The organism is Tessaracoccus coleopterorum (genome assembly GCF_011174705.1).
Lineage (GTDB): Bacteria > Actinomycetota > Actinomycetes > Propionibacteriales > Propionibacteriaceae > Arachnia > Arachnia coleopterorum.
Genome location: NZ_JAANIJ010000001.1, coordinates 1,728,582 through 1,753,298, shown reverse-complemented (window position 1 = coordinate 1,753,298; position 24,717 = coordinate 1,728,582). Strand labels below are relative to the sequence as shown.

35 protein-coding genes and 5 pseudogenes are annotated in these 24,717 nt (G+C 70.4%); 24 read left to right on the top strand and 16 right to left on the bottom strand.

What is annotated here, in order from left to right:
• Position 1: 1 nt before the first annotated feature.
• From G7085_RS34820 to G7085_RS11295, 8 genes are all read left to right on the top strand, one after another.
• Complete coding sequence (locus G7085_RS34820) at positions 2–160, top strand: hypothetical protein (protein ID WP_197511036.1); 159 nt, start codon at positions 2–4, stop codon at positions 158–160.
• Positions 85–1,218: a hypothetical protein gene (locus G7085_RS32560; RefSeq protein ID WP_331715620.1), complete on the top strand. Its 1,134-nt coding sequence runs from the start codon at positions 85–87 to the stop codon at positions 1,216–1,218. Before G7085_RS34820 ends, G7085_RS32560 begins: the two co-directional genes overlap by 76 nt.
• Positions 1,219–1,297: 79 nt before the next feature.
• Positions 1,298–1,618, top strand: a complete 321-nt coding sequence (locus G7085_RS11315; protein WP_197511034.1) for a hypothetical protein — start codon at positions 1,298–1,300, stop codon at positions 1,616–1,618.
• A gap of 385 nt (positions 1,619–2,003) precedes the next feature.
• Entirely contained in the window at positions 2,004–2,348 is a 345-nt protein-coding gene (locus G7085_RS11310) for a hypothetical protein (protein ID WP_197511033.1), read from the top strand.
• Positions 2,330–2,461, top strand: a complete 132-nt coding sequence (locus tag G7085_RS30260) for a hypothetical protein (protein WP_269451843.1) — start codon at positions 2,330–2,332, stop codon at positions 2,459–2,461. Before G7085_RS11310 ends, G7085_RS30260 begins: the two co-directional genes overlap by 19 nt.
• 910 nt (positions 2,462–3,371) lie before the next feature.
• A complete protein-coding gene (locus tag G7085_RS11305) occupies positions 3,372–3,779 on the top strand; it encodes a hypothetical protein (protein ID WP_197511032.1) in 408 nt (135 codons plus the stop codon).
• Between the two features lie 166 nt (positions 3,780–3,945).
• Positions 3,946–4,332, top strand: coding sequence for a hypothetical protein (locus G7085_RS11300; RefSeq protein ID WP_197511031.1), 387 nt, complete (start codon positions 3,946–3,948; stop codon positions 4,330–4,332).
• Positions 4,311–4,568 (top strand): hypothetical protein, encoded by a 258-nt coding sequence (locus G7085_RS11295; RefSeq protein ID WP_197511030.1) that lies wholly within the window; start codon positions 4,311–4,313, stop codon positions 4,566–4,568. Before G7085_RS11300 ends, G7085_RS11295 begins: the two co-directional genes overlap by 22 nt.
• A 4-nt stretch (positions 4,569–4,572) precedes the next feature.
• Here G7085_RS11295 and G7085_RS11290 read toward each other — a convergent pair whose 3' ends face one another.
• Complete coding sequence (locus G7085_RS11290; protein WP_197511029.1) at positions 4,573–4,863, bottom strand: hypothetical protein; 291 nt, start codon at positions 4,861–4,863, stop codon at positions 4,573–4,575.
• A 624-nt stretch (positions 4,864–5,487) separates the two neighbouring features.
• On the opposite strand from G7085_RS11290, the pseudogene G7085_RS11285 reads away from it, so the two are divergent.
• Both G7085_RS11285 and glpK read left to right on the top strand, forming a co-directional pair.
• Positions 5,488–6,248 (top strand): annotated as a pseudogene (locus tag G7085_RS11285) (MIP/aquaporin family protein).
• Positions 6,249–6,283: 35 nt separating this feature from the next.
• Positions 6,284–7,802 (top strand): annotated as a pseudogene (gene glpK, locus G7085_RS11280) (glycerol kinase GlpK).
• Between the two features lie 59 nt (positions 7,803–7,861).
• Here the strand turns inward: glpK and G7085_RS11275 are convergent.
• The 5 genes and pseudogenes from G7085_RS11275 to G7085_RS11255 all read right to left on the bottom strand — a co-directional run bounded on the left by G7085_RS11275 (position 7,862) and on the right by G7085_RS11255 (position 10,204).
• Positions 7,862–8,344 carry a YhgE/Pip family protein gene (locus tag G7085_RS11275; protein ID WP_197511028.1) on the bottom strand — a complete coding sequence of 161 codons (483 nt, stop codon included), beginning with the start codon at positions 8,342–8,344 and terminating at the stop codon, positions 7,862–7,864.
• Positions 8,296–8,565 carry an ABC-2 transporter permease gene (locus tag G7085_RS32555; RefSeq protein ID WP_197511027.1) on the bottom strand — a complete coding sequence of 90 codons (270 nt, stop codon included), beginning with the start codon at positions 8,563–8,565 and terminating at the stop codon, positions 8,296–8,298. The genes G7085_RS11275 and G7085_RS32555 overlap by 49 nt, the downstream gene beginning before the upstream one ends.
• Positions 8,562–8,765: a hypothetical protein gene (locus G7085_RS34815; RefSeq protein ID WP_408647091.1), complete on the bottom strand. Its 204-nt coding sequence runs from the start codon at positions 8,763–8,765 to the stop codon at positions 8,562–8,564. Before G7085_RS34815 ends, G7085_RS32555 begins: the two co-directional genes overlap by 4 nt.
• A gap of 428 nt (positions 8,766–9,193) precedes the next feature.
• A pseudogene (locus tag G7085_RS34810) lies at positions 9,194–9,889 on the bottom strand (YhgE/Pip domain-containing protein); the annotation flags it as partial.
• A gap of 108 nt (positions 9,890–9,997) precedes the next feature.
• Positions 9,998–10,204 carry a P-loop NTPase family protein gene (locus tag G7085_RS11255; RefSeq protein ID WP_197511024.1) on the bottom strand — a complete coding sequence of 69 codons (207 nt, stop codon included), beginning with the start codon at positions 10,202–10,204 and terminating at the stop codon, positions 9,998–10,000.
• A gap of 548 nt (positions 10,205–10,752) precedes the next feature.
• On the opposite strand from G7085_RS11255, the gene G7085_RS11250 reads away from it, so the two are divergent.
• The 5 genes and pseudogenes from G7085_RS11250 to G7085_RS25635 all read left to right on the top strand — a co-directional run bounded on the left by G7085_RS11250 (position 10,753) and on the right by G7085_RS25635 (position 13,452).
• Complete coding sequence (locus G7085_RS11250) at positions 10,753–11,028, top strand: helix-turn-helix domain-containing protein (RefSeq protein WP_197511023.1); 276 nt, start codon at positions 10,753–10,755, stop codon at positions 11,026–11,028.
• Between the two features lie 142 nt (positions 11,029–11,170).
• Entirely contained in the window at positions 11,171–11,335 is a 165-nt protein-coding gene (locus G7085_RS11245; protein WP_197511022.1) for a hypothetical protein, read from the top strand.
• 56 nt (positions 11,336–11,391) lie between these two features.
• Positions 11,392–12,180: pseudogene (locus G7085_RS32550) on the top strand (DNA polymerase domain-containing protein); the annotation flags it as partial.
• A gap of 168 nt (positions 12,181–12,348) precedes the next feature.
• Positions 12,349–12,909 carry an ATP-dependent DNA ligase gene (locus G7085_RS32545; RefSeq protein ID WP_331715973.1) on the top strand — a complete coding sequence of 187 codons (561 nt, stop codon included), beginning with the start codon at positions 12,349–12,351 and terminating at the stop codon, positions 12,907–12,909.
• Positions 12,910–13,026: 117 nt separating this feature from the next.
• Positions 13,027–13,452, top strand: a complete 426-nt coding sequence (locus G7085_RS25635; RefSeq protein WP_231979427.1) for a hypothetical protein — start codon at positions 13,027–13,029, stop codon at positions 13,450–13,452.
• A gap of 47 nt (positions 13,453–13,499) precedes the next feature.
• Here G7085_RS25635 and G7085_RS11230 read toward each other — a convergent pair whose 3' ends face one another.
• Positions 13,500–14,279, bottom strand: coding sequence for an FMN-binding negative transcriptional regulator (locus tag G7085_RS11230; protein WP_197511020.1), 780 nt, complete (start codon positions 14,277–14,279; stop codon positions 13,500–13,502).
• A 145-nt stretch (positions 14,280–14,424) separates the two neighbouring features.
• Between G7085_RS11230 and G7085_RS11225 the strand changes: the two genes are divergently transcribed.
• Positions 14,425–14,781: an NINE protein gene (locus G7085_RS11225; protein WP_269451842.1), complete on the top strand. Its 357-nt coding sequence runs from the start codon at positions 14,425–14,427 to the stop codon at positions 14,779–14,781.
• Between the two features lie 4 nt (positions 14,782–14,785).
• Here G7085_RS11225 and G7085_RS11220 read toward each other — a convergent pair whose 3' ends face one another.
• The 9 genes from G7085_RS11220 to G7085_RS11185 all read right to left on the bottom strand — a co-directional run bounded on the left by G7085_RS11220 (position 14,786) and on the right by G7085_RS11185 (position 20,262).
• Positions 14,786–15,379 (bottom strand): hypothetical protein, encoded by a 594-nt coding sequence (locus tag G7085_RS11220; RefSeq protein ID WP_197511018.1) that lies wholly within the window; start codon positions 15,377–15,379, stop codon positions 14,786–14,788.
• A 286-nt stretch (positions 15,380–15,665) separates the two neighbouring features.
• Positions 15,666–16,100: a protein kinase domain-containing protein gene (locus tag G7085_RS11215; RefSeq protein ID WP_331715619.1), complete on the bottom strand. Its 435-nt coding sequence runs from the start codon at positions 16,098–16,100 to the stop codon at positions 15,666–15,668.
• Positions 16,043–16,414 (bottom strand): protein kinase family protein, encoded by a 372-nt coding sequence (locus tag G7085_RS11210; RefSeq protein ID WP_197511016.1) that lies wholly within the window; start codon positions 16,412–16,414, stop codon positions 16,043–16,045. The genes G7085_RS11215 and G7085_RS11210 overlap by 58 nt, the downstream gene beginning before the upstream one ends.
• 191 nt (positions 16,415–16,605) lie before the next feature.
• Positions 16,606–16,737: a hypothetical protein gene (locus tag G7085_RS30255; RefSeq protein ID WP_269451841.1), complete on the bottom strand. Its 132-nt coding sequence runs from the start codon at positions 16,735–16,737 to the stop codon at positions 16,606–16,608.
• The gene (gene murJ / locus G7085_RS11205; RefSeq protein ID WP_197511015.1) at positions 16,734–18,116 is read right to left on the bottom strand and encodes a murein biosynthesis integral membrane protein MurJ; all 1,383 of its coding nucleotides are present in this window, start codon (positions 18,114–18,116) and stop codon (positions 16,734–16,736) included. Before murJ ends, G7085_RS30255 begins: the two co-directional genes overlap by 4 nt.
• Positions 18,113–18,253 carry a hypothetical protein gene (locus G7085_RS11200; RefSeq protein WP_197511014.1) on the bottom strand — a complete coding sequence of 47 codons (141 nt, stop codon included), beginning with the start codon at positions 18,251–18,253 and terminating at the stop codon, positions 18,113–18,115. The genes murJ and G7085_RS11200 overlap by 4 nt, the downstream gene beginning before the upstream one ends.
• A gap of 136 nt (positions 18,254–18,389) precedes the next feature.
• On the bottom strand, positions 18,390–18,635 hold the full coding sequence (locus G7085_RS11195; RefSeq protein WP_197511013.1) for a hypothetical protein: 246 nt from the start codon (positions 18,633–18,635) through the stop codon (positions 18,390–18,392).
• Positions 18,632–18,907, bottom strand: a complete 276-nt coding sequence (locus G7085_RS11190; protein ID WP_197511012.1) for a hypothetical protein — start codon at positions 18,905–18,907, stop codon at positions 18,632–18,634. Before G7085_RS11190 ends, G7085_RS11195 begins: the two co-directional genes overlap by 4 nt.
• Positions 18,908–18,912: 5 nt before the next feature.
• On the bottom strand, positions 18,913–20,262 hold the full coding sequence (locus G7085_RS11185) for a hypothetical protein (RefSeq protein WP_197511011.1): 1,350 nt from the start codon (positions 20,260–20,262) through the stop codon (positions 18,913–18,915).
• A gap of 123 nt (positions 20,263–20,385) precedes the next feature.
• Between G7085_RS11185 and G7085_RS30250 the strand changes: the two genes are divergently transcribed.
• The 8 genes and pseudogenes from G7085_RS30250 (at position 20,386) to G7085_RS11155 (ending at position 24,581) form a co-directional block, all read left to right on the top strand.
• The gene (locus G7085_RS30250; RefSeq protein ID WP_269451840.1) at positions 20,386–20,676 is read left to right on the top strand and encodes an FTR1 family protein; all 291 of its coding nucleotides are present in this window, start codon (positions 20,386–20,388) and stop codon (positions 20,674–20,676) included.
• Positions 20,649–21,122 (top strand): annotated as a pseudogene (locus G7085_RS32540) (FTR1 family iron permease); the annotation flags it as partial. The gene G7085_RS30250 and the pseudogene G7085_RS32540, both read left to right, overlap by 28 nt.
• A gap of 434 nt (positions 21,123–21,556) precedes the next feature.
• Entirely contained in the window at positions 21,557–21,940 is a 384-nt protein-coding gene (locus G7085_RS32535; RefSeq protein WP_197512858.1) for an imelysin family protein, read from the top strand.
• 17 nt (positions 21,941–21,957) lie between these two features.
• Complete coding sequence (locus G7085_RS30240; protein ID WP_197511010.1) at positions 21,958–22,383, top strand: EfeM/EfeO family lipoprotein; 426 nt, start codon at positions 21,958–21,960, stop codon at positions 22,381–22,383.
• 180 nt (positions 22,384–22,563) lie between these two features.
• Complete coding sequence (locus G7085_RS30235) at positions 22,564–23,115, top strand: Dyp-type peroxidase domain-containing protein (protein ID WP_269451838.1); 552 nt, start codon at positions 22,564–22,566, stop codon at positions 23,113–23,115.
• Complete coding sequence (locus tag G7085_RS30230) at positions 22,998–23,648, top strand: Dyp-type peroxidase (RefSeq protein WP_331715972.1); 651 nt, start codon at positions 22,998–23,000, stop codon at positions 23,646–23,648. Before G7085_RS30235 ends, G7085_RS30230 begins: the two co-directional genes overlap by 118 nt.
• Before the next feature lie 13 nt (positions 23,649–23,661).
• The gene (locus G7085_RS32530; protein WP_197511009.1) at positions 23,662–24,105 is read left to right on the top strand and encodes a hypothetical protein; all 444 of its coding nucleotides are present in this window, start codon (positions 23,662–23,664) and stop codon (positions 24,103–24,105) included.
• Positions 24,018–24,581 carry a VanZ family protein gene (locus tag G7085_RS11155; protein WP_197511008.1) on the top strand — a complete coding sequence of 188 codons (564 nt, stop codon included), beginning with the start codon at positions 24,018–24,020 and terminating at the stop codon, positions 24,579–24,581. Before G7085_RS32530 ends, G7085_RS11155 begins: the two co-directional genes overlap by 88 nt.
• Positions 24,582–24,717: the final 136 nt, after the last annotated feature.

The following is a 24,717-nucleotide window of genomic DNA, read 5'->3' as shown; positions in this document are numbered from 1 at the left end:
TGTGGCCCAGTTCGCGGACCAGACTCCCCAGCTCGTCGACGGTGTCGGCCAGCTCGCCACAGGGCGGACCAGCTCCTCGGCCAGGTGCCCGCGTTCGCCAACGGTTCGGCCGCTGCGCTGGGTGGCGTCTCGGAGATCCGCGGTGGGCTCGACCAGATGATCGCGCAGCTCGACCAGGCCGGAGCCGGTGGCGCCGGCGGCCTCGACCAGCTCACCGACGGCGCCGCAGGCCTCACCCAGGGGGCCAACGGCATCGCGGGCGGCCTGAAGTACGTGAGCGGGAAGCTCGGCGACTACGGGCAGGGCAACTTCGACCAGGTCGCGCAGGGCGCGATCGGCCAGGCCGCCGGTACCTTCCGGTGCGAGGTCCAGGACCCCGCGCTCTGTGGCCAGCTCGCCCAGGCTTACGCGCAGGGCGTCGGCACCGGGTTCGCGACCAGCTCCCAGGTCGCGGCGGGCATGCTGACCACGCCCGACGCCTCCGGCCAGTCCCTCGTCTCCGGCGCCGACTCGCTCGCGACGGGCGCCGGCCAGTTCGAGACCGGCCTGAACACCGCCGTGGACGCCATCGCCGAACAGACCGCCGCCCAGATGGGCCAGCTCAAGGGCGGGCTCACCCAGATCCGCGACGGTGCGGCCACCCTCGAGGAGAAGACCGCACCGCTGGTCGCCGGGGCCCCGGCGCTCGCCGCCGGAGCGACCCAGCTCAACGAGGGGATCCAGCAGCTGAACGGCCAGGTCGGGGCCCTCCCCGCAGGCGTCAACCAACTCTCCACCGGCGCGGCGCAGCTCGCCGACGGCGTCGACAAGCTCGACGCCGGCGTCGGAACCCTCCGCGACGGGGCCGCGACCTATGTCGACGGCGTGCGGCAGTACACCGAGGGCGTCGAGGCGGCCTCTGGTGGCACCGCCGAGCTGGCCGACGGACTCGTCGCGCTCTCCGCGGGCACCGACAAGCTGAGCGACGGGCTCTCCACGTTCGCCACCGAGCTGGCAAAGGGCGCCGACCAGGTGCCCAGCTACTCCCAGGGCGACCGCGAGAAGCTCGCAAAGGTGGTGGCAAGCCCCGTCGAACAGAGCGACTCGCTCATCGCCTCCGGCAAGGTTCCGCTGGCATCGCTGCTGCTGCTGGCCGGCCTGTGGCTCGGCGCGCTCGCCGCGTTCGTGGCCTTCCGGCCCGTCCCGAGAACGTCGTCGCCTCCAGCGCCCCCAGCGTGAAGCTGTGGTGGCGGACGCTCCGGTTGCCGCTGGCGATCATCGCGGCGCTCGGGCTCGGTCTCGGCGTGATCGGGGCGTCGTGCTCGACCTCGGCATCGGCAGGACCATCGGCCTGATGGCGCTGCTCGCCGTCCTGGGCGCGTCGTTCGTGCTCGCCAACCACGCGCTCGCCGGGTGGCTCGGCAACGTCGGCCGCGCGGTGGCGCTGCTGCTGCTCGTCGCCACCGTCGGGCTCGGGGTCTCCTCGGCGCTCGACTGGCTCGGGCCTGTCGGGATGGTCTCGCCGCTGCACAACGGGTTCACCCTCGTGCGGACCTGGCTCTCGGACGGAACCGGTGAGATCGGCATCGCGACCGTCTCGATCCTGATGTTCGTGGTGGCCGGGCCCTTTCCTACCTAGCCATCTCGGCCCGCAGGAAGGTCTCCGCCGACTCCTTCCGGAAGGGACTTACCCGCGCCGCATAGCCCCGGAAACGGCCCCACCTGCTGGTTTAATGTCCACGTCATGCGGTGGACCGAGGAGCGGGGCGGAGATGACACACCAGGGTTTCGAGGTCGGCGGGACGCCGCCTCGCATGAGGATGACCTGCTCGCCGCGCCCGCCTACGGGGCCGCGGACGAGGCGGTCGACGACGAGCTTGACAGTGACGGGGGTTCTCCGACTCGGAGCGCATCGTGCGCGTGTGGGTGGAGGACGGGCGCCTCGTCAAGAACCGCATCAGCCCCGTCTGGTACACCCGGCTCGGGCAGGGCGGGCCCTCGGTGACCACTTCCGTGAGGCGCTGATGCTGGCGCTCCTCGACCGGGCCGCGCGCGACCGAGAGACGGCAGAGGCCGACGGTGCCGCCCCTGCCGGACCCATGGCGGAGCTTGTCGCCCTCCCCGATGAGGTGCGGGCGGCCTTCGAGGCGATCGGCCCGCTCAGCGATGAGTTGATCGACGCCGTCAGCGATGCACAGGACGAACTGGACGAGCGGCTCGATGTCGCCTTCGATGCCGCCGAGCGGGTCGCTCCCCGCGCCTTCACGGGCCGCTCCAAGGGGTCACCGTCACGCTCGACTCCATCGGTAACACGGTTGGCGTCGACTTCGACGAGAAGTGGCTCGACGACGTGCAGGTCGGTCCCCTGATCGGGCACGTGCAGCTCGCGGCCGACCGGGCGCAGGCGGCCTTCGAGCCCCTCCCACCGACCAGCACCTGCAGGGGCTCCTCGCCGAGCGGCGCCTGCTCTCGAACGTACTGACCGCGATCCTGAACCCGAGGAGTGAGTGATGACCGAGGCCGAAGCCGCCTGGGCGGAGTTGCAGCGTCGCGCGGCGGGCGCGACGTTCGCGGGCGTGCGGCCCGACAGCGATGACGAGCTGTCTGCGCAGGACCTGCGTGAGGCACAGATCAACCCGAACGCCAGCGGCTCCAAGGGCGCGGGCAAGGGTGGCGGTGCCATGATGCCGCCCATGATGGGGGCGCGGGAGGCGCGGGAGCCGCGGGTCGGGCCGGTGGCGCCGCCGGTGTCGGGCCGGCCGGTGAACCCGGGCGGTGTCCATCGGCGGGCTCGGGCGCGGGGTGGGATGCCCGCCGCCGCCCGTCCGCGCAGGGGGCCGCGCTCGGTGGGGAGCCATCGGTGGCCTCGGCGCAGGCGCCGGCGGCGGTCCCGGTGCCGGTGGAGGGCTTTCCGGCGGCGGTGCATCGGGCGGCGGTGCTTCGGGCGGCGGCCTCCCGGGTTCCATGACTGGCGGTTCCGGCGGGCCGATGGCGGCCGGCGGGCTGCCCATGGTCGACACCGACGGTGACGGCGTGCCCGACACCTACCTTCGCCGCGACGTCGACTCCGACGGTGACGGCGTGTCGGATTATGACGAGTGGGTGCGGAACCAGGGCGGAGGCACCGACGGTAGCGGCCACGGTCCCGGCGGGAGCACCGGCGGGGCCTCTTCCCCGGAACCGGCGGCAACACCGGCGGAGGTGGCAATACCGGCGGTGGAAACACCGGTGGCGGTGGCAATACCGGCGGTGGTGGCAATACCGGTGGTGGTGGCAGTACCGGCGGAAGCGGCAACACCGGCTCTGGCAACGACACTGGCTCCGGCTCCGGCGATCACACCGGCACCGGCAATGAGACCGGCTCCGGCAACGACACCGGCAAGGACTCCGGGTTGTGGACCGGCGGCGGCCAGGATCCGCAGAACTGGACCATGACCGACGAGCCCTACGGTCTCCCCGGGCCCACCCCGACCACCACGGGCGGTTCGCCCACTGCGCCTGCCGGCACCGGTGGCGGGGGTTCCGACTACACGGTGACCCCTGATCAGCTGCGGGCGGCCGCCAAGCAGTGGGCGGAACTGAGCGATGCCACGGCAAGGATGGCGGCCAGCGAGGTGCCGAGCGACATGGGGCTCGTCAGCACGAACTCGGTCGAGGTCCTCGGTGAGGGCGTCACCGCGCAGGCGTCGGCCGCCAGCCGCGAGTTCGCGGACATCTCGGCCAAGCTGGTCCGGATCGCCGACGGGTACAGAGACGTGGAGGCCTTCAACGTGGGCGAGGCAGGAAAGGTCCAGGCATGAACCCGATCGAGATGGCAATCAAGCTCGCACAGCAGATCGCAGCCCTGCTGCAGCGGGGAGGAAGAAGGGCGGGGCGGTGGTGGCGCGCTCGGCTTCGACGTCCCGGGGCCCACGACGCGCTGCGCGACGCGGTGGAGGCGGCCTTCGAGCGTGATCGCAGGCGCCTGTGGATGACGCTCGGCCCGCTGGCCGGGTCGCTCCGGGCGTCCTCGCCGCGGCGAGGGGTGCCGAGGCTGCGGGCCGGAGCATCCACCAGGGCAACCTCGCTCTGCTGGCGGCCCAGCGCCCCGTACTCGCGATGGCGCAACGGCGCGTGGAGAAGGCGCTGCCGAAGCTGCGCAACGACCAGGAAACGTGGAGCGACGTCAGTGCGGGCGCCGCCAAGCTGCCCGAACTCGTCGCGCTGCTGGAGAAGGTGTCAGGGTGGTCGGGGGCCGCCTCTTCGGGTTACGGCGAAGTGGCGCATGCCCAGAACACATCCATCGGCACGCTCAGCGGGAGCGCGGGGACCATGCCGGGGCCCTCTCGACGGTGGCCAAGCTCAACAAGGTGACGATGCGCCAGATCCTCGACGCGGTGAAGACCGCCCGCAGCACCGTGCGCGGCACCGGCCCTCAGGTTCCTGGCTCGTTCGCCTGCACGCTGGGCGCAACCAGGGCACTCCGCGCGCTCCAGGCGGACATCCAGGAGCACCTGAACCTCGAGACCGCCCAGGGTGCCCTCGACAAGCTCGAATCGGAGGTCGCATCCTCCGCGGCGCAGTTGAACGGGAAGTGGCCGCTGGGCTGACCCGTCAGGGGTGCAGCGCGGCGATCGCGTCGGCGACCGCGGTGACATCCGCCGGTGCCACGGCTCTGTCCGAGGCCGACGCGTACAGGGTGCCGAACTCCGCGGTGTCGATGTAGCAGTCGTAGAAGGCGAACTCGGCATCACCACACATCACCCGGCCGCCCGAGGACTCCACCGCGCCACCGAGATCGGCCGCCGCGGCGCCGAAGTCCATCCCCGAATTGGCGACGGTGATCATCAGTTCGAGGCCGGACCCGTCCTCCATGCCCTCGGCGGTGTAGTACAAGCCGGTCATGCCGTCGGTGACGGCTGGGCCGTCCAGACCCCCACCTGCGGCGGCGCGTCATCGAACCCGAACTCCGCCTCCGGGCCATCCGTGCCGTGCGTCGGCACCCCGGGAGACGTGGTGGCTGGGGAGCCGTCGGGCCGCCGCCACCGATCAGCTTCGGAAGAAGGAACGCACCTCCGCCCAACAGCGCGACCGCCGCGACGACGGCAAGGACGATCCAGCCCGCACCACCGCCCCGACGGGGCTGTGGCGCGGCGGGCTGCCAGCCCGGGCGGGCTGCGGCGGCTGCCCCTGCCATCCCTGGCCCTGACCCTGGCCCTGGGCTGGCCCTGCCATCCCTGGCCCTGCTGCGGCTGCCACGGCTGATTCGTCATGGAGGGTTTCCCTTCGTGCGTGCGGGGCAAGCTTACGAGACGGTCGGTCATGCCCCCTTTTTGACGCGGCTTTTGGGCCCGCTGGAAGAAGGGTCACCGTGCAACTGCTCCCACGGCCGATGCACGAACGTGCATGGTCCTTGCAAGGACGTGCAATCAACGGTTCGCTAGGCGAAGGGCGGCATTTTGTCACCCGAAAAGTGCGCGTCAGCAGTGACGCTGAGCTGACATTGCTGTCAGGAACGGAGCTTCAACTATGTCGTTGGGAGTCATCTTCCTCTCTGAGGTGGTCGGAACGGCCATGCTCATGCTCTTGGGCTGTGGCGTCGTTGCCAACACTGCCCTCGCAAAGACCAAAGGCAATGGCACCGGCTTCCTCTTCGTCAACTGGGGCTGGGGTCTCGCGGTGTTCGCGGGTGTCCTGGTCTCCTACAAGTCGGGTGGCCACCTGAACCCCGCCGTCACGGTCGGCATCGCGTCCTCGGGTGCCAAGGAGTTCGTGCCCGGCATCGCCGTCGGCGCGGCGTCCATCGCGATCTACATCCTCGCCCAGATGATCGGCGCCATCATCGGCGCGACCCTCTGCTGGCTCGCCTACAAGGAGCACTTCGACAAGGAGCAGGATCCGGCCACCAAGCTCGGCGTCTTCTCGACCGCCCGCAGTACCGCAGCTACGGCTGGAACCTCGTCACTGAGGCCATCGCCACCTTCGTGCTCGTCTTCGTCGTGCTCGCCGCCGGCCACTGGGCGATTCCGCCACCAAGACCCCGCGGGCCTCGGCTGGCTCGGCGCCCTCGGCGTTGCCCTGCTGATCGTCGGCATCGGCGCCAGCCTCGGTGGTCCGACCGGCTACGCCATCAACCCCGCCCGTGACCTCGGCCCCGCATCGCGCACTTCATCCTGCCGATCAAGGGCAAGGGTGGCTCGGACTGGGGCTACTCCTGGGTTCCCGTCGCCGGCCCGCTCATCGGCGCCATCATCGCGGGTCTGCTCTCCGGCGTCCTGCTCCCGGCCTGATCTTCGAAATCAACCACTCAAGGAAGTGTTAGTACATGTCTGACAAGTACGTACTTGCAATCGACCAGGGCACGACCAGCTCGCGGGCGATCATCTTCGACCACAAGGGCACGATCGTCGCCGTGGGCCAGAAGGAGCACGAGCAGATCTTCCCGCGCGCCGGCTGGGTCGAGCACAACCCGATCGAGGTCTGGGACAACGTCCGCGCGGTCGTCGCCGACGCGCTCTCCCAGAAGTCCCTGAACCACAACGACATCGCCGCGGTCGGCATCACCAACCAGCGCGAGACCACGGTCGTCTGGGACAAGAACACCGGTGAGCCCGTCTACAACGCCATCGTCTGGCAGGACACCCGCACCGGCAAGATCGTCGAGGAGCTCGGCGGTGACATCGGCCAGGACCGCTACAAGGAGCGCGTCGGCCTTCCGCTCGCCACCTACTTCTGTGGGCCCAAGGTCAAGTGGATCCTGGACAACGTCGAGGGCGCCCGCGCCCGCGCCGAGGCAGGCGACCTCTACATGGGCACCATGGACACCTGGGTCATGTGGAACCTGACCGGTGGCGTCGACGGCGGCATCCACGTCACCGACGTGACCAACGCCTCGCGCACCATGCTGATGGATCTCAAGACCCTCGACTGGGACGCAGAGATCGCCGCTGACATGACCATCCCATGTCGATGCTCCCCGCCATCAAGAGCTCCGCGGAGGTCTACGGCGTCGGACGTCAGCAGGGCATGCTCCCGGAGGTCCCGATCGCGGGCATCCTGGGCGACCAGCAGGCGGCCACCTTCGGCCAGGCCTGCTTCGAGTCCGGCATGGCGAAGAACACCTACGGCACCGGCAACTTCATGCTCATGAACACCGGCACCGAGATCGTCCCGTCGAAGAACGGCCTGCTCACCACGGTCTGCTACAAGATCGGTGACAAGCCCGCCGTCTACGCGCTCGAGGGTTCGATCGCCGTTACGGGTTCGCTCGTGCAGTGGCTGCGCGACAACCTGAAGATGTTCGACTCCGCACCCGAGGTCGAGCAGCTCGCCTCGACGGTCGAGGACAACGGCGGCGCGTACTTCGTGCCGGCGTTCTCCGGCCTGTTCGCCCCGTACTGGCGTGCCGACGCCCGTGGTGCGCTGGTCGGCCTGACCCGCTACGTCAACCGCGGCCACATCGCCCGTGCAGTCCTGGAGGCGACCGCCTACCAGACCCGCGAGGTGCTCGAGGCCATGGAGGCCGACTCCGGCGTCAAGCTGGCAGAGCTCAAGGTCGACGGCGGCATGACCGCCAACGACACCCTCATGCAGTTCCAGGCCGATGAGCTCAACGTCGCGGTGGTCCGCCCGTCGTCGCTGAGACCACCGCGCTCGGCGCCGCGTACGCCGCAGGCATCGCCGTCGGCTACTGGGAGGGCGAGCAGGACGTCATCGACAACTGGGCCGAGTCGAAGCGCTGGACGCCCAGCATGGAGCGCGGCGAGGCCGACCGCCTGTTCCGCAACTGGAAGAAGGCCGTGACCCGGACCTTCGACTGGATCGACGAGGACGTCGTCGAGTGAGCTGACGACCCGCACACGGAGGGGCGCCGACCGACAGGTCGGCGCCCCTCTTTTCTGTCTCAGCCCAGCGGTGGATGGAGGTCGGTGATCCGGAAGCGGCGCCTGCGGTGAACGACCAGGACCAGCAGCGCCATGCTGGAGCCGAACAGCACCAGCAGTAGAGCGATGTCGCGCACGAACCGGGTCATCAGCCCGCCCGAGATCGCGATCCGGAACGCGTCGATCGAGTAGGTCATCGGCACCGCGTGCGAGATCGCGGCGAAGAACGGCGGCAGCAGTTCCGGTGGGTAGGTGCCGCCCGCCGCGGTGAGCTGGATGATCAGCAGCACCAGCATGGCGGCCGTCGCGACGAAGCCGAGCCACGTGCGCATCAGGTGCGCGACCGCAGAGAACGCGAGCGAGACCAGCGTGACCAGCAGGATCATCAGCCACGGGTGGACCGGGTCCAACCCCAGCCCGAGCCAGGCGGCGGCCAGCATCAGCCAGCCGGCGATCACCGAGATGAACCCGAGCGGGGCCCACGCGGTGACGGCGATCCGCACATCGCTGCCCGCGCGGCCAGCACCCGCCCGGTGATGGGCCGGACGACGAAGAACGCGGAGATGCCGAGCACCCAGAGCGCGATGGAGAAGAACATCGGGGCGAGGCCACGGCCGTACACGTGGGCCGGGTTGTCGACCTGCATGCTGACGTCGACCGGCGCGGATAGCACGCTCACCGCGTCGTCGCGTTCGTGGTCGGTGAGCACCGGGATCTGCGTCACACCGTCGGCGAGCCCGGCCGAGAGCTCGTGTGCCCGGTGGACAGCCGGGCGAGCCCGTCGTCGAGCGTCACCGATCCCTCCGAGAGCGTGTGGAGGCCGGTGGCAAGGGCACCCGCCCCGTCCGACACCTCGTCGGCGCCGGAGGCGAGGTCGCCGAGCCCTCCATCCAGCGACTCCGCACCCGAGAGTGCCGTCGACACCCCGGCGCTGAGGTCGGACGCGCCGTCGGCAACCTGCTGAGCGCCGCTGTTGAGGAGGTCCACCTTCGTCTTCGCCTCGGTGGCCCGTGCCGAGAGGTCGCCGGCGCCACGGATGGTCTGGTCGGCCCGGTTGACGGCGTCAGCGACGTCCCTTGCCCCTGTGCCGCGGCGCCCGTCGCGGACGAGAGCCGCTCCGCGCCGGACCGGAGACGTGTGAAGGCGGGGTCGTCGGCAAGCGAGGGGTTCGTGGCGAGGAGGTCGTCGAGGGATCGCGAGATGTCCGCGCCCGCACCGGCGATCGTCCCGCCGCCTTCGGCGATCTGGGCGGTGAGCTCGGAGGCGGCGTCCGCGGCCTTCGTCACGTCCGCCTGCACGGTGGGGAGCCTCTCTGCCGCCAGCGTCAGCACGGGATCGAGGGTGTCGGCGAGCTGTGCGGTGCCGTCGGCCACCTGGCGCGATCCGTCCTTCAGCCTGGCGGCACCCTCATCGAGGGTGGTCATCCCTTCGGCGAGCGAGGCCGCGCCGTCGGAGGCGGTCGCCGCGCCCGCCGCGAGCTCGGTCGCGCCGGTGGCGAGGGCGTCTGCCCCGGCCGCCGCGTCGGAGGCGCCGGAGCGCAGGCGCGCGCTGCCATCGTGCGCGGTGGCCAGCCCGGTGTCGAGTTGGGCCGCGCCGTCGGCGGCTGATGCCATGGCATCGCGGATGGTGTCCAGGCTCGCGAAGACGGCCTCGAAGTAGCTGCTGACGGCGGTCTCGTCGATGGCCTTCGCGATGGAGTCCTGGGCGGAGTTGGTGATGGTGCCGATCACGAAGCCGTTGGCGTCGTTGCGACGCAGCATGATCCGGGCCCGCGTCGGGTCGTCGGTCTGCCCGCTGACGAGGTCGGAGGAGAACGTCGGTGGCACCGAGATGACGAGGTAGTACCTGCCCTCCCGCAACCCCGCCTCGGCGTCGGCCGCGTCGGTGTCACGGAAGTCGAACTTCGCGTCCCTGTGCAGGCTGTCCACAAAGTCGCGGCCGGCGTGCACGTCGCCGCCGTTGACGGTGGTGGGCACGTCCTCGTTCACGACGGCGACCGGAACGTTGTCCAGGCGGCCATAGGGATCCCAGTTGCCCGCGAGGTAGATGCACCCGTACAGGAGCGGGATCAGCAGGATGAATGCGAGAGCCAGCCGGGGAGGGGGCCCTTGAAGCGCTTGAGCTCGAAGCGGGCGAGCGTCATCGGGTTGCGGGAGTCAGCGTGCATGCGTGGGTTCCATCTCGATGGTGAGGATGCCCTGCGGCAGGGTGGTCAGCTCGGAGGTGGTGGCGATCACGGTGACGCCCTCCGCGGCGAGCCGGGCGAGCCCCGCCCAGAGGTCCTCCTGCTCGAGCGCCGTCGTCTCCCGGTCGATGTCGTCCAGCACCACGAGCGGGGCGGGGCGGATGGTCGCCAGCGCCACGGAGGCACGCACCTGATCGGCCGGGGAAGGTCTCCGTAGAGCGTGCCGAGGGGGAGGTCAGCCCCAACAGGTGGGCGGTGTGCAGGTAGTTGGCCATTCTCGAGCGCGCGGGTGCCGCGTCGGCGAGCGTGCGCTCAGTGATGCAGTCGTTCAGGGACAGCGATGGTTCGGCCACGATCAGGTCGTCGATCCGGGCCACCGAGGTCGCCCGCCGCACCCGCCGTGGGTGGCGTGCGGCGTCGTGTCCGTCCACCGTCAGCGTGCCGGTCACGCCACGCATCCGACCGGTCAGCGCGAGCAACAGCGCAGACTTCCCCGCCCGGCCCTTCCGGTGACGGCGACGAGCGCGCCCCGCGGGATCTGGACGGTGAGGTGCTCGAAGACGATGCCGTGCCCGGTCGCCAGGCGCAGATCGACGGCGGTGATGAGGGGCTCCGGAGCGTCGCCCGCTTGCAGGAGGTGTCGTGCTGCTTCCACAAGAACGGAGTGTACTCCGAAATGAGTGCACTTCGATAATGGGCTAGGATGGGTCCATGGACGGTGTCACGATGGGCCGGCGCGACCGCAACAAGGCGGCGAAGCGGGCGGCCATCTCGCGGGCGGCCGCGAGGCTCTTCGCGGAACAGGGCTTCGCTGCGACCACCACCCAGCAGGTGGCCGTCGAGGCCGACGTCGCGGAGGGCACCCTCTTCCGCTACGCGGGCACGAAGCAGGAACTGCTGTTGATGGTGGTCAACGAACACCTGCGTCCGCTCGTCGGCCTGAGCCTCGACGCCAAGGGCGCCGACCCGGAAGAAGAGATCCTGCTGCTGCTCGGCCCCTGATCTCGCTGGCCGAGAGCCAACCGGGCAACGCCGGGCCCTTCCTGCGTGAGGTGCTCTTCGGTGAGGGCGGGGCCGAGCGGAGGGAGTCGCTCGACCTTGTCGATCAGATGGTGGGTCGCATCGCCGTGACCCTCTCCCCTACGTGGCCGGGTTCCGGGAGATGGCGGTTGAGGAGGCGGCCCGGTGGGTGTTCTCCGCGCTGGTCAGCGAGCTCCTGCAGAACGTCGTCGGTCGCGCGCACGGGGACCGGCGCGCCGCGCTCAGGGCCAGGGTCCGCGTTCTGCTGCGTGGCCTCGGCGTCGCCTGACAGCGCGGGATGGGCGAATCGGCCTGCGGTGCGCCGGCGGCGCATAGTGTTTCAGCATGGCCGATGAGTACCTGGAGCTTCCCGGGCCCGAACCGCGACGCGTGAAGCTCAGCAGCCCCGACAAGGTGCTGTGGCCCGGGCCGGGGATCACCAAGCGCGACCTCGCCGGGTACCTGGTCGCCGTCGCAGAGCCGTTCCTGCGGCTGAACGGCGACCGACCCATGACCCTGCAGCGCTTCCCGGAGGGGATCGAGGGGAGGAGTTCTTCTCCAAACGCCCCCGCGCGGTGCCCCGGAGCACCTCCGCACGGTGATGTGCACCTACCCGTCGCGACGCAGGCATGAACAGCTCGTGTTCAACGAGCCGGCCGACCTCGCCTGGGTGCCCAGATGGGCACCATCACCTTCCATCCCTGGCCCGTGCGCACCGCGAACCTCGACAACCCCGACGAGTTCCGCATCGACCTCGACCCCCAGCCCGGCCGCGATTTCCGCGACGCGGTGACCGCGGCCCTCGAGCTGCGCGCCGTGATGGCCGAGCACGGCCTGACCGCCTACGCCAAGACGTCCGGCAACCGCGGTGTGCACGTCTACGCCCGGATCAGGCCCACCCACGAGTTCCAGGACGTGCGCCACGGCGTGATCGGCATCGCCCGGGAGCTGGAGCGACGGATGCCGGAGCTCGTCACGACGTCCTGGTGGAAGGAGGAGAGGGGCGAACGGGTCTTCGTCGACTTCAACCAGGCCAACCGCGATCGGACCATCGCGGGCGCCTACTCACCCCGGCCCCTGGCATGGGCGCCCGTCTCGACGCCGCTGACCTGGGACGAACTCGGCGAGGCCGACCCGCGCGACCTCACCGTCGGCACCGTCCCGGCCCTGCTCGCCTCCCGCGGCTGCCCGTGGGCCGACATCGACGACCACGAGGGTGACGTCGCGGCCGCGCTCGCCCTGTGGGAGGCCGACCTGGAACGGGGCCTCGGCGAGCTCAACTTCCCGCCCGACTACCCGAAGATGCCTGGGGAGCCGCCGCGGGTGCCCCGAGCAGGCGGAAGGCCGACCGGTCGGATGCGGACTACATGGCCCGAAGGCCGAGCGCGACGCGGAGTGGGGCACCGCCATCGCACCGCCGTTCGGGCCTATGCTCGCCAAACCGGTCAAGAAGCTCCCGAAGGGGAGTACCTGTTCGAGCCCAAGTGGGACGGCTTCCGCTCCCTGATCTGGCGCTCGGGCGACATGGTCGAGATCGGGTCGCGCAACTCGCGGCCGATGACCCGCTACTTTCCGGAACTCGTCGAGGCGATCATCGCGAACTTCCCCGACCACAGCGTGATCGACGGTGAGATCGTCATGGTCGACCCGGAGCTGGGCGACCGGCTCAACTTCGACGCGCTGCAGCAGCGGATCCACCCGGCCGCGTCGCGGATCGCCAAGCTCAGCAGGTCGATGCCGGCGAGCTTCGTCGCATTCGACCTGTTGGCCATCGGCAGGGACAACTACGCAGAGCGTCCGTTCCGGGAGCGGAGGGTCGCCCTCGAGGAGGCGCTCGCCGGGCCAGGCCGCCCATCTATCTGACCCAGGCCACCTACGACACCGACCGTGCGATGGAGTGGTTCGAGCAGTTCGAGGGGCCGGCCTCGACGGCATCATCGCCAAGCCCTTGACGAGCCGTACGCCGAGGACAAGCGTGTGATGTACAAGCTCAAGCACGAGCGCACGGCCGACTGCGTCGTGGCCGGCTACCGGCTCTACCGCGATGCGACCGACGCCGTCGGGTCACTCCTGCTTGGCCTCTACGACGACGAGGGCCTGCTGAACTCCGTCGGCGCAATCGGCGCGTTCCCGATGGCGAGACGCCGCGAGCTGTTCGACGAGCTGCAGCCGCTGGTGACCGGCTTCGACGCTCACCCCTGGGCATGGGCCGAGCCGGAGGAGAAGACGCCCGACAACCGGGACCAGTCGTTCCCGCGCACCCCACCGCCGCGGCACACTCCAGATGGAACGCGAAGAAGGACCTGTCGTTCATCCCGCTGCGCCCGAGCGCGTGGTGGAGGTCCGCTACGAGCACATGGAGGGTGTGCGGTTCCGGCACCTCGCGCAGTTCAACCGTTGGCGTGACGACCGCGCCCCCGAATCGTGCACCTACGCCCAACTGGAGGAGCCCGTCAGCTACGACCTTGCCAAGGTGCTGGTCGATCCGGGCACCGCCTGAGCGGCGCCCTACTCACCGGTCGGGTCGAACAGCGGGTGGCCGTCCGGACCGCCTCGGCGACGGCCAGATCCGTGGGCCGCCCGCGGGCTGTCAGACCCTCGACGACACCGTCCCGGTCCGCCCCGGTGCGGTTCTGCGACAACTTGTGCCGGCCGACGACCTCGCGCACCTCCAGCTCGAGGCCGACGACGCCGCGCAGCATCGCCTCGAGGAAGTCCCGCGGGGCCTCCGAGGTGCGCCACGGTCCGCGCGCGGCATCCGCCGGGCAGCCGTCGGCCAGCCGCAGCTCGTCGTGCAGGTGGGCCAGCTCGCCCAGCTCGTGGCGGAGCCGCTCCCGGTCGCGGTGCACGGTGAGCACCCCTGCAACCTGGGCCTGCCGGTAGTCCCAGGTGCCGACGGCGCGGCCCCGCGCCCGGCCGCGCGCGGCACCGCCATCGGTCGGGTCCTGGATGCTGGGGTACCAACGGGGGCTGATGTAGGCGCCCACTCCCTGCACGACGAACCGGCACGGCACGGGGCCCTCGAGGCCCGCGAACTGGGCGTTGTGGCCGGAGGCGTGCGCGATCAGGCGGTCGCCCCGCCACAGCGTCGGGAGCAGCGTCGCTGAGGGCGGGCCGTCGGTGCCAGTGATCCACAGGCCGGCTCCGACCTCGTCGAGGAGCGCGCGGCACTCCGCCTCACCCACCCTCTGGCTGGCCGGGACGTAGACCTCGTTGGCGGCTCGCTGGTTCACGCGTTCAACTCTAGTGGCCGGGGCCGGGAGGCAGCGCACCCTCAGGGTGGCATCCTCCCGGGGCGGACGCGGAGCGTGGCCACCCGGCCCTAGAGTTGGTGCATGAGCTACGACATGTACGGCTACTCCTCAGCCCCGTCCCGGGATGTACTTCGTCTCCTCGATGGGTCAGGACTACGGCCCGTACCCCCTGCAGGCGCTCGAAGGCATGGCCCAGTCGGGAACGCTGCGTGCCGACTCGATGGTGCGCGACGCAGCGGGCGGCGGGTACTTCCCCGCGGCACACGTGCCAGGCCTGTACTCGACCCGGGACTGGACCGTCGCGCTGGTGCTCAGCGTCCTTCTCGGCACCCTGGGTGTCGATCGGTTCTACCTCGGGCAGACGGGGCTCGGCATCCTGAAGCTCATCACGATGGGCGGCTTCGGCATCTGGGCGCTGATCGACATCGTCCTGATCGCGATGCGCAGGCTTCCGGACGCCGAGGGGCGTCCGCTGCGCTGACCCGTCAGCCCAGGGTGATCTCGGCGATCTCCCCGACGTACCGGTCGCCCACCTTCGGCAGGCTGGTGAGATAGACCATCAGCCACCTGGTCTCGGTGGGCTTGTCCAAAGCGATGCGCGCCGTGCCGGTGGCCGAGTCGTCGGCACCCACCACCGTCCAGTCCTTCTCGGTCCGGGCGGACGGCTCGGCGCCGCTGGGCACCCGCAACTCGACGCTGGTCGCTCCCCCAGCAAGGTCACGTCCACCGCGGTGACCGTGCTGGGCTCGCCGAGGTCGAGGATGACTCCCACGCCGGGCTTCAGGCCGCCCAGGTTGGGTCGGTTCTTGTACGACATGGTCTTCCAGGTCGTGGCAGGGTCGCCGTCGAACACGTTGCCGACCCGTTCCGGCAGCTCTTCGCCGTTGCCGCCGTCTGTTTCGGGTCGAAGTCCTGCGCCCCGACGATGGTGGGCGGGCCGCCCGGGTCTGTGTCGGGCTCGTGGAACCCTGGGTCGAGGGCGCGGGCTGCTGGCCGGCCCCGTCGCGCGCGTTGTTGATGCCGAGCACGATCAACGAGACGACGAGCGCGAGGCCGGCGAGCGCGATCAGGACCCACATCGCCCTGCGTGAACGGTCGGCGTGGCCCGCGCCGACGATGGGTTCACCCGCGTTGGTCCCGGTGGACCTGCCGGCGGTGCGGTCAGGGTGACGGTGCCGAGGGTGGCCGTCTCGTGCGGGGCGCCGGGGGTTGCGGTCGGCACCGGAACATCGGCCACCAGGTGCGCCGCCCGGACGCGCTGCTCGAGGTCGGCGGAGGCGTCCGCGGTGCCCAGAACCTGGTTGAGTGCCGTCAGCAGTTGGGCAGCTGTGCCGATCCGACGCTCTGATGCTGCACCGCGCCGCGTCAGGGTGGTGGCGCAGATGCGGTCGAGGGCGGGGAGATGCCGCCCTGGACCTGGTTGGGTGGGGCCGTCTCGCCCGCCACCAGCGGGGCTGCCGGAAGCCCGAAGCCGGGCCCACCCGGCCAACGTCGCACCAGGCTCGCGTACAGCAGGCTGCCGAGCCCGGTCACGTCGGCCTCCTCCCGCAGCGCCCAGGCGTTGCCGCCGTCGTTGCGCCCGGCGAGGGTGGCCTCGGTGCCGAAGCCGACCAGCCGGACCGCGCCAGAGGACGTGATGACCACGTTGTCGGGGTTCAACTGCTCGTGGAACAGGCCCTGGCCGTGCATCCCGACGAGCGCGTCGGCGAGCTCCCGGACGATGTAGGCGGCCTCGATGGTGCTCAGAGGTCCCTTCGCGAGCAGCTCGGTGAGGGTGCGGCCGTTGGCATACTCCGCCACCACGTACGCGCCGATCCCCTGGGAGGGTCGGTCAGCTCGTCGGCGTCCAGCACCCGGAGGAAGCGGGAGTCCGTGGCGACGGCGCCCTTGCGGGCCGCCGTCATGAGCTCGGAGATCCGCTCGTCGCCGGGCGCCACCACGTGCACCAGTACGTCGCGGGAGAGGACCTGGTCGTGGGCACGCCAGGTTTCGGTGCCGTGTCGCTGTGCAAGCAGCTCCAGCAGTTCGTAGCGGGTGTTCAGCAGCGTCCCGATGCCCGCGATGTGGGACGGGTGGACGCGGCGAGCGGCCTGGTCCTCCCGGAAGATCCCCAACAGTGCGACCGGATCGGTCTCCCGGTCGTCGGGGTCGGTCTCCGTGTCCCCGCCGTCCGCGGTGTCCCTGCCTCGCCGAAGTGCCCGTCCTGGGCCCCGGAGTCGTGTCCTCGTCCTCGGAGGGAAGGTCGCCGCCCAACTGCGATGCCCCACCGTGGCCTGGTTGCCCGGGGCCTCGAAGGTGTGGTGGCTCAGCGGGGGCGGTTCCGCACGATGGTCACCGGCCCGATGTCGTCGAACTCGTCGGAGACGCCGGTCGGCGTGTCGTCGATGGCGGGCAGCATGACGGTGGCCTGATCGTCGGTCAGGTCAGGGGCGGTCACGGAGGCGGGGGCCGATTTCCCCTCCCGAGGCGGCTCTGGACGAGGTCGCGGAGATTGGCCAGTTCCCGCACCTTGAGGAGGCGGCCCAGCAGCAGGTAGCCACCGAGGACCAGCAGCCCACCGGCGAGGCAGGCAGCCAGGTTGGCGAGCAGCCGGCTCGGGATCACGGAGGTCAGCCAGCCCGCCAGGTAGTAGGCGGCCACACCGCCCAGGAGCGACCCGAGCAGCAGCCGCACGACGTGCAGGAGCAGGTTGGTGCCGTCCATGCCGGGCAGGCGGCGGCGCAGCACCTGCCAGGAGGCGAGGACGCCGACGAGGTAGGCGAGCGAGTAGGCGAGAGCGAGTGCCGGGGCCACCCAGGCCGTCGACGTGGTCAGGCGCACCAGGACGATCGCGGCCACGATGTTGACGCCCGCGATCAGGATCTGCAGCAGGAACGGGGTGCGGGTGTCCTCGAGCGCGTAGTAGGTGCGCAGGCACACGAACTGGATGGTGAAGGGGATCAGGCCGACCGCGAACGCCATCAGGGTCCACGCGATCAGCCGGGCGTCCTCGGGATGGGCGCCGTGCCCGAAGAGGATGCCCGAGATGGGCCCGGCGAGCGCGATGAACACCACGGTGGCGGGCACGATCACCAGCAGCGCGAGGCGCACGGTCTTGGTGAACTCCTCCGTGACCGCGGTGAGGTCGCCCGCGGCCGCCAACCGGGACGCATTGGGCAGCATGGCGGTGGCAAGGGAGACGGTGATCAGCGAGTGGGGCAGTATCCACAGCAGGTGGGCGTTGTTGTACGTCAGCAGGCCCGCGCCGGCGCCGGTGGCGGTCGCCGAGGTGGCAAGCCTCTGCACCACGATCAGGGCCACCTGGTTGACGGCCACGAAGCCGAGCGTCCACACGGCCAGCTTGAAGGTTTTCCCCAGCCCGGTGCCGATGATGTCGAAGCGGGCCCGGAAGCGGAAGCCGGCCTGACGCATGAACGGGATCAGCACCGCCGTCTGGACGGCGATGCCGAGAGTGGAGCCGAGGCCGAGCAGCAGCATCTGCGCGGTGGTGAAGGCCTGCGAGGTGTCCTGCCCGGTGCCCCAGATCATCAGGTAGGTGACGAGCAGGATGATCGAGACCACGTTGTTGGCGATGGGTGCCCACATCATCGGCCCGAACTTGTCGCGGGCGTTGAGCACCTGACCGATCAGGAAGAACGCGCCGTAGAAGAAGATCTGCGGCAGGGTGAGGTAGGTGAGCATGACGAGCGACGAGTACTGCTCCGCCAGCTCGGGGACGCGCCACGCGGAGGAGGAGTAGATGGAGGCCACCACCGGGGCCGCGATCGTCACCAGCACCGTCACCCCGGCGACGATCAGCATGAACGCCGTCATCATCCGGTTGGTGTAGGCCTCGCCCCGTCGGGGTCGCGCTTGATGGCGCGGACGATCTGCGGCACCAGGACGGTGTTGAGGGCGCCGCCTGCGAACAGGATGTAGATCGAGTTGGGGACGGTGTTGGCCAGCTCGAACATGTCGGCCTGGCGGGTGCTGACCCCAGGATGTAGGCGACCAGGGCGACCCTGGCCATGCCGAGGATGCGCGAGATGAGCGTCCCGGACGCCATCAGCGCGCTCGCCGAGACGAGCTTCTTCGTGGTGCTGACCTGGCTCACTCTTGTTCCTCCGCTGAGGCCTTCGCCTGTTCCCGACGTACCGCCCTGATGCGCCAGGCGGTTCCTCCGAGCACAACTGCACCCGAGACGAGGATGATGATCCAGCCGACGCGCCCGAAGTTGGTGGCCGTGATTTCGATGGTGATGGGCTTGCCGACCGCGACGCCGCCCGCCGTGATGGCCTGCGCGCGCACCAGGGCGACGCCGTTGGCGGTGGCCTCGGGCGTCACGTCCAGCGTCACGGACTCCCGGGGGCGATGGTGACGGGGTCGATCGCCGGCACCCGGATGCGCTGCGGGGCATCAGAGCGGAAGCCGACCCCGAGCGTGACGGGCACCGTCAGGTCGTTCGTCAGCGACATCGGGAACGTGTTCGTGCGCGACCCCATCACGAACGATCCCGCGGCCCGCAGCGTCACCTTCTTCAGCTCGATGTCGGCCGGGGAGCCGGAGCGCACGTAGGCGAGGGCCTCGGCCTGGTCGCCGAAGGCCGACGACCAGGCCGTCGCTCCCAACGCGCTCAGGTCGGGGGCGGGGATCCCGTCAGGTCACCCTGCAGGGCGGCGTCGGCGTCGGCCTCGGCCAGTGCCTTGGCCACCTCGGGCCACGGGGCGGTCTCCTGCTGCTCCCATGCGAGGGGTTCAGCCGGGGTCGCCGTGGGAGCGACGAGGGTGCGCCAGGCGGCGAGGTCTCTGTCCACCTCGGCCGAGCGGACGGTGTCGATGATGTAGAGGGGCGGGCGGGGCGAGAGGAAGTCCTCACTGAGCAGCGTCGCGAGCTCGTGGCCGTCGGGTGCCGACGTGGCCTTGTCGCTGGCGACTGCGCCGAGGATGCGTGGCGGTCCGGGCTCCGCGCCGGTGGCGTCGCGCACGATGACCGTGTCGAACTCGCCCAGCTGGGCGACGACGTGCCCGGTGGCGCCGTCGAGGATCACGGCGTCCCGGAGATCGTGGAGGATGCCCGCCCCGGCCGTGCGGCTGCTCGCGAGCGTCTGCTGGAGCAGGCCGGAGGCGTCGGCACGCATCAGGTCGGGGTTTCCGTAGGGCAGGCGCCACACCCGGCCTTCGGCGATCAGCGCGTCCACGCGCTGCACCCAGCGCAGGGCGATGCCGTTGCCCGTGACCTCCTCACCCGCGACCACGTGCGGCCCCGACATGCGCAGCGCCGCGTCGTACAGCGCCGGGTCGATGGCCACCTGGATTCCGGGCCGCTCCCCGCTGGAGAGGAGGATGTCGAGCCTGCCGTCGAGGTCATCGGCAAGGGAGGAGTCGCGGAAGCCCCCGTCAGGAAGCCAACTGGGCCTCGCGGTGAGGCTGACAACGGCCGATGACTCGACGGCCAGCCGGGTCGCGGCGATGGGGAAGGTGTCGGCTCCGACGGTTGACCGACCCGATGACGTGGTGACCGAGCCGCGGACCTGCGCTCCGATGAGGTAGACGGCTCCGTCCCGGGTGAGCGGATCGTCGGCAGAGGTGAGTTGGGCGATGCTCGCCTGCACGGTGAAGGGTGCGCGTTCGCCCGGGCCGAGGGCATCGATCTCGGAGAGGCTCGTGAGGTCGGTGACCCGGGCGCCGATGGGCGTGTCGGCGCGCAGCGCGTCCAACTGTTTCGTCGACGTGATCGGTACAGGCAACCGCCAGAAGTGCACGACCAGGTCGGTGAGGCGGGTCGTCGAGGTATTGGTCAGTGTGCCCGAGATCTGGACCACCTGCGCGGGGTCGGAGAAGTTGAGCACGGGTGTGGAGACGGCCCCGATCCTGACCTCGAGCGGGGACCCCGGATCTGCCGAGGCGGAGCGGGGAGGGGCGACCAGTCCGACGGCGACGAGCAGCGCCGCCATCAGCGCGCGCAGCAGCCGTCGGGGATTCACCGTCCCAATAGTAGACGCCCGCGCGGAACGGGGCCGGGGTGGACGGTTGGCAAGGGGAGTTGACTCGACCCCCTCCCGGGTTTTTAGTTAGGTGACCCTCACCCGTGAGTTAAAGGCATAGAGATGTTGGCTAATTTTCTGATCGGGCTGCGTGAAGGCCTCGAGGCGGCTCTCATCGTCAGTATCCTCGTGGCCTACCTTGTCAAGTGCGGCCGTCGCCGCGACCTCCGCTACATCTGGCTGGGCGTCGGCATCGCCGTCGCGGTCTCGCTCGCGTTCGGCGCAGCACTCACCTACGGGCCCAGGGGCCTGACGTTCGAGGCGCAGGAGCTGATCGGCGGCACCCTCTCCATCGTGGCGGTCGGCTTCGTCACCTGGATGATCCTGTGGATGGCCACCGCGGCCCGGGGCTGAGCTCCTCCCTGAGGGGGAGCCTCGACGAGGCCACACGGCCCTGGTCGCTGGTCGTGGTCGCCCTGCTCGCAGTGGGCCGCGAGGGGCTGGAGACCGCCCTGTTCATCTGGGCTGCCACCAAGGCCGCGGCCCGCGACTCCGGGGCAACCTCGCAGCCGCTGATCGGAGCCATCCTCGGCATCCTCGTCGCGGTCGGGCTGGGCTACCTCATGTACCGCGGCGCGCTGCGGATCAATCTGTCCAGGTTCTTCACCTGGACCGGTGCCTTCCTCATCCTCGTGGCCGCGGGTGTGCTCGCCTACGGCATCCACGACCTGCAGGAGGCGGGCTTCCTGCCCGGCCTGCACACCATCGCCTTCGACGTCAGCCACATCGTCAGCCTCGACAGCCTCGCTGGCACCCTTCTGAAGGGCATCTTCAACTTCTCCCCGGTCACCACCGTGCTCGAGGCGATCGCCTGGGTGAGCTACGTCGTGATCGTCGGGACCCTCTTCGCCCTGCGTAACCGTGCGGCCCACCGGCCGGCCGTCACCCCGTTCCCCAAGGAGCCGCCTCATGATCCGACCCTCCTCGTCCCGGTCCTCACCGCGGGCCTGCTGCTCAGCGTGGGCTGCACCGACAACACCACAGCGACCGGCGATGAGCGCGTCCTCACCGTCCAGGCGAGCGACACCGGCTGCGCCGTGTCGGCCACGACGGCGCCGTCCGGGACCATCACATTCAAGGTGACCAACGAGGGGTCGCAGATCAACGAGTTCTACCTGCTCGGGAGGACGGCCTGCGGATCGTCGCCGAGATCGAGAACATCGGCCCCGGTCTCACCCGCGACCTGGTGCTCGCCGCCCCTCCCGGCAGCTACTTCACGGCCTGCAAGCCCGGCATGGTCGGCGAGGGCATCCGCGCAGGCTTCACCGTCACCGACTCCGGTGAGGATGTCGGGCCGAAGGGGGAGGACGCGGATCTCGTGGCCGAGGCCGACCGCCAGTACGCCTCGTACGTGCGTGACCAGATCGACCAGTTGGTGGTGCGGACCGGGGAGTTCGCCACGCTCGTCAAGGGCCGCGACGACGACGGGGCGCGTGCGCTGTATGCCGAGGCCCGCGTCCACTGGGAGCGGGTGGAGACCGTCGCGGAGAGCTTCGGCGACCTCGACCCGCAGATGGACGCCCGCGAGGCCGACCTGGAGGCGGGCGACGACTTCACGGGCTGGCACCGGCTGGAGAAGGACCTCTGGCCGGAGCGTGCCGAGGGCTACACCCCATGACGGATGCCGAGCGCACCGTGATCGCGGACAAGCTGGTTGCCGACACGCTCATCCTGCGTGACCGCACCCGCGACATGACCTTCAGCGCCTCGGACATCGCCAACGGCGCGAAGGGCCTCCTCGACGAGGTGGCCACCGGTAAGGTCACCGGCGAGGAGGAGTACTGGTCGCGCACCGACCTGTGGGACTTCCAGGCCAACGTGGACGGCGCCAAGGTCGCCTGGGAGGGGCTCCGTCCCCTACTGCAGCGCCGGGACGCGGCCCTCGACACCCGGATCGGGGACGCCTTCGCCGACCTCCAGGTGCTTCTCGACGCGCAGCGCGACGGCGACGGTTTCGTGACCTACGACAAGCTGACGGCCGGGCAGGTCAAGGAGCTCGCCGACGCGGTCAACACCCTCTCGGAGCCGCTGTCGCAGATGGCGGGCGTGATCCTCTCATGAGCGACCTCAGCCGCCGGCACCTGTTCGGTGCCGCCGGTGTCGGAGGGCGGCGGCAGGTGCCCTCGCCCTCACGATGGCGGCGACACCCAGCGGTACCGCGGATCCGGCTCCGACGACAGCGGGTGCCTACCCGTACCACGGCGAACACCAGGGCGGTATCGTCACCCCGCCCAGGACCGGATGCACTTCGCCTCATTCGACGCGGCCGACGGGCTCGACCGGGATGGCCTGATCGCGCTTCTGCGGGACTGGACCGATGCGGCCGCGCGCATGACCCAGGGCGGTTCGGCAGGCGAGCTCGACGCGATGTCGGGCAGCTACGACGCGCCGCCGCAGGACACCGGCGAGGCATACGACCTGCCGCCCTCCGGGCTGACCGTCACCTTCGGCTTCGGGCCCGGGCTCTTCCGGGATGCGAAGGGGAACGACCGGTTCGGCATCGCGGCCCGGCGCCCGGCCGCCCTCGAGCCGCTCCCGCACTTCGTCGCCGACAACCTCGACCCCTCCCTCTCCGACGGTGATCTCTGCATCCAGGCGTGCGCAGACGACCCGCAGGTCGCGGTGCATGCGATCCGGAACCTGACCCGGATCGCGTTCGGCCGCGCCGTCCTGCGCTGGTCGCAACTCGGCTTCGGGCGCACCTCGTCGACCAGCGTCGACCAGGTGACCCCCGGAACCTGTTCGGCTTCAAGGACGGCACCATGGGGCTCCGCGGGGAGCAGACCGACCTGATCGGGAGGCACGTCTGGGTGCAGCCGGGGGCCGATCCCGCGGCCGCCTGGCTGGAGGGCGGCTCGTACCTGGTGGCCCGCAAGATCCGCATGCAGATCGAGACGTGGGACCGTGCCCCGATGCGTGAACAGGAGAACATCGTCGGCAGGACGAAGCGGGAGGGCGCGCCGCTGTCCGGTGGTGGCGAATTCGACCAGCCCGACTTCGCGCTCACGGGACGCGGTGGCATCCCCGTCGTCGACGTCGCATCACACGTGTCGATCGCGCACCCCGACCACAACGACGGCGTCCAGCTGCTCCGGCGCGGTTACAACTACGTCGACGGCAATGACCACCTCGGCAGGTTGTCGGCGGGCCTGTTCTTCATCGCGTTCGTCACCGATCCGCGCACCCACTACATCCCGATGCAGTCCAGGCTCAGCCGCAACGACCTCATGATGGAGTACCTCCAGCACATCGGCTCGGGCATCTGGGCCGTCCCACCGGGCGTCGCGGAGGGCGGGTTCGTAGGCGAGGCGCTGTTCACGGCGTGAGATACTCGGGGCTGTGATCGACGCCTGGACCTGGCCCGCCTTCATCGGTGTGCTGTTCGGAGCCCTCGCCTTCGTCGCACTCTTCGTGCCCATCCTCATCTGGGAGTCGCGCCGCCACGGGCAGATCCGCTTGGTCCGGCTCGTCGGGGCGGCGATGGTGGCCGTCTTCGGGGTGGCGCTGCTTGCCTACACGCTCTTCCCGATCCCGACGCAGCAGTGGTGTGCCGCGAACCCGGTGCCGGGTCGCAACCTCACGCCGTTCGCGTTCGTCGGTGACCTGCTGGAGTACCAGCGGGCCAACGGATGGCGGTCGCTGCTGACGAGCTTCGTCTTCCTCCAGGTGGCGTTCAACGTGCTGCTGTTCGTGCCGTGGGGGCGCTCCTGCGCCGCTACTTCGGCCGGGGCATCGTCTTTTCCACCCTCAGTGGCCTCGCGCTCTCGGCCGCGATCGAGCTGACCCAGACCACCGGCGCGCTCGGGCTGCTGCCCTGCCGCTACCGGATCGGCGATGTCGACGACGTCATCCTCAACACGACGGGTGCCCTGATCGGCGCCCTGGCGGCGGGGGTGCTCCTGTTCTTCCTCCCCGACCCGCGGGTGTCGGTTCGCAGCAGGAGCCGCGCGCGGCCCGTCACCCGCACCCGCAGGCTGGTCGGCATGCTCATCGATGCCGCCCTCTTCACCACCCTCCCGGCCGTCCTGCTCACCGCCTACCGTGTGGTCGTGACCTACGTGCTGGGCCGCCCGACCCACAGCAGGGGGCGTGGGACGACTTCATCGCCGGGGTCGTGGTTCTGGTCGCGATGCTCGCGGTGCGGAGGGGCGCGGGTCGCCCGGCCAGCGCGCCGTGTGGCTCGAGCCGCGGTGGGACGCCCGCCCGGGCTGCGGATGGTGCCCGCTTCCTGTTCGGCTTCGGCGGCTGGGCGCTGCTGACGCTCGGGTCGCTCCTGCCTGGCATCGGCGCCACGGCAGAGGTCCTGGGGTGGCTGGCCACCGGCATCGCGGTCGCGTCCGTCATCGGGGTGCTCACCGACCGGGAGGCGCGGGGGTTGTCGCTGCGTGCCTCGGG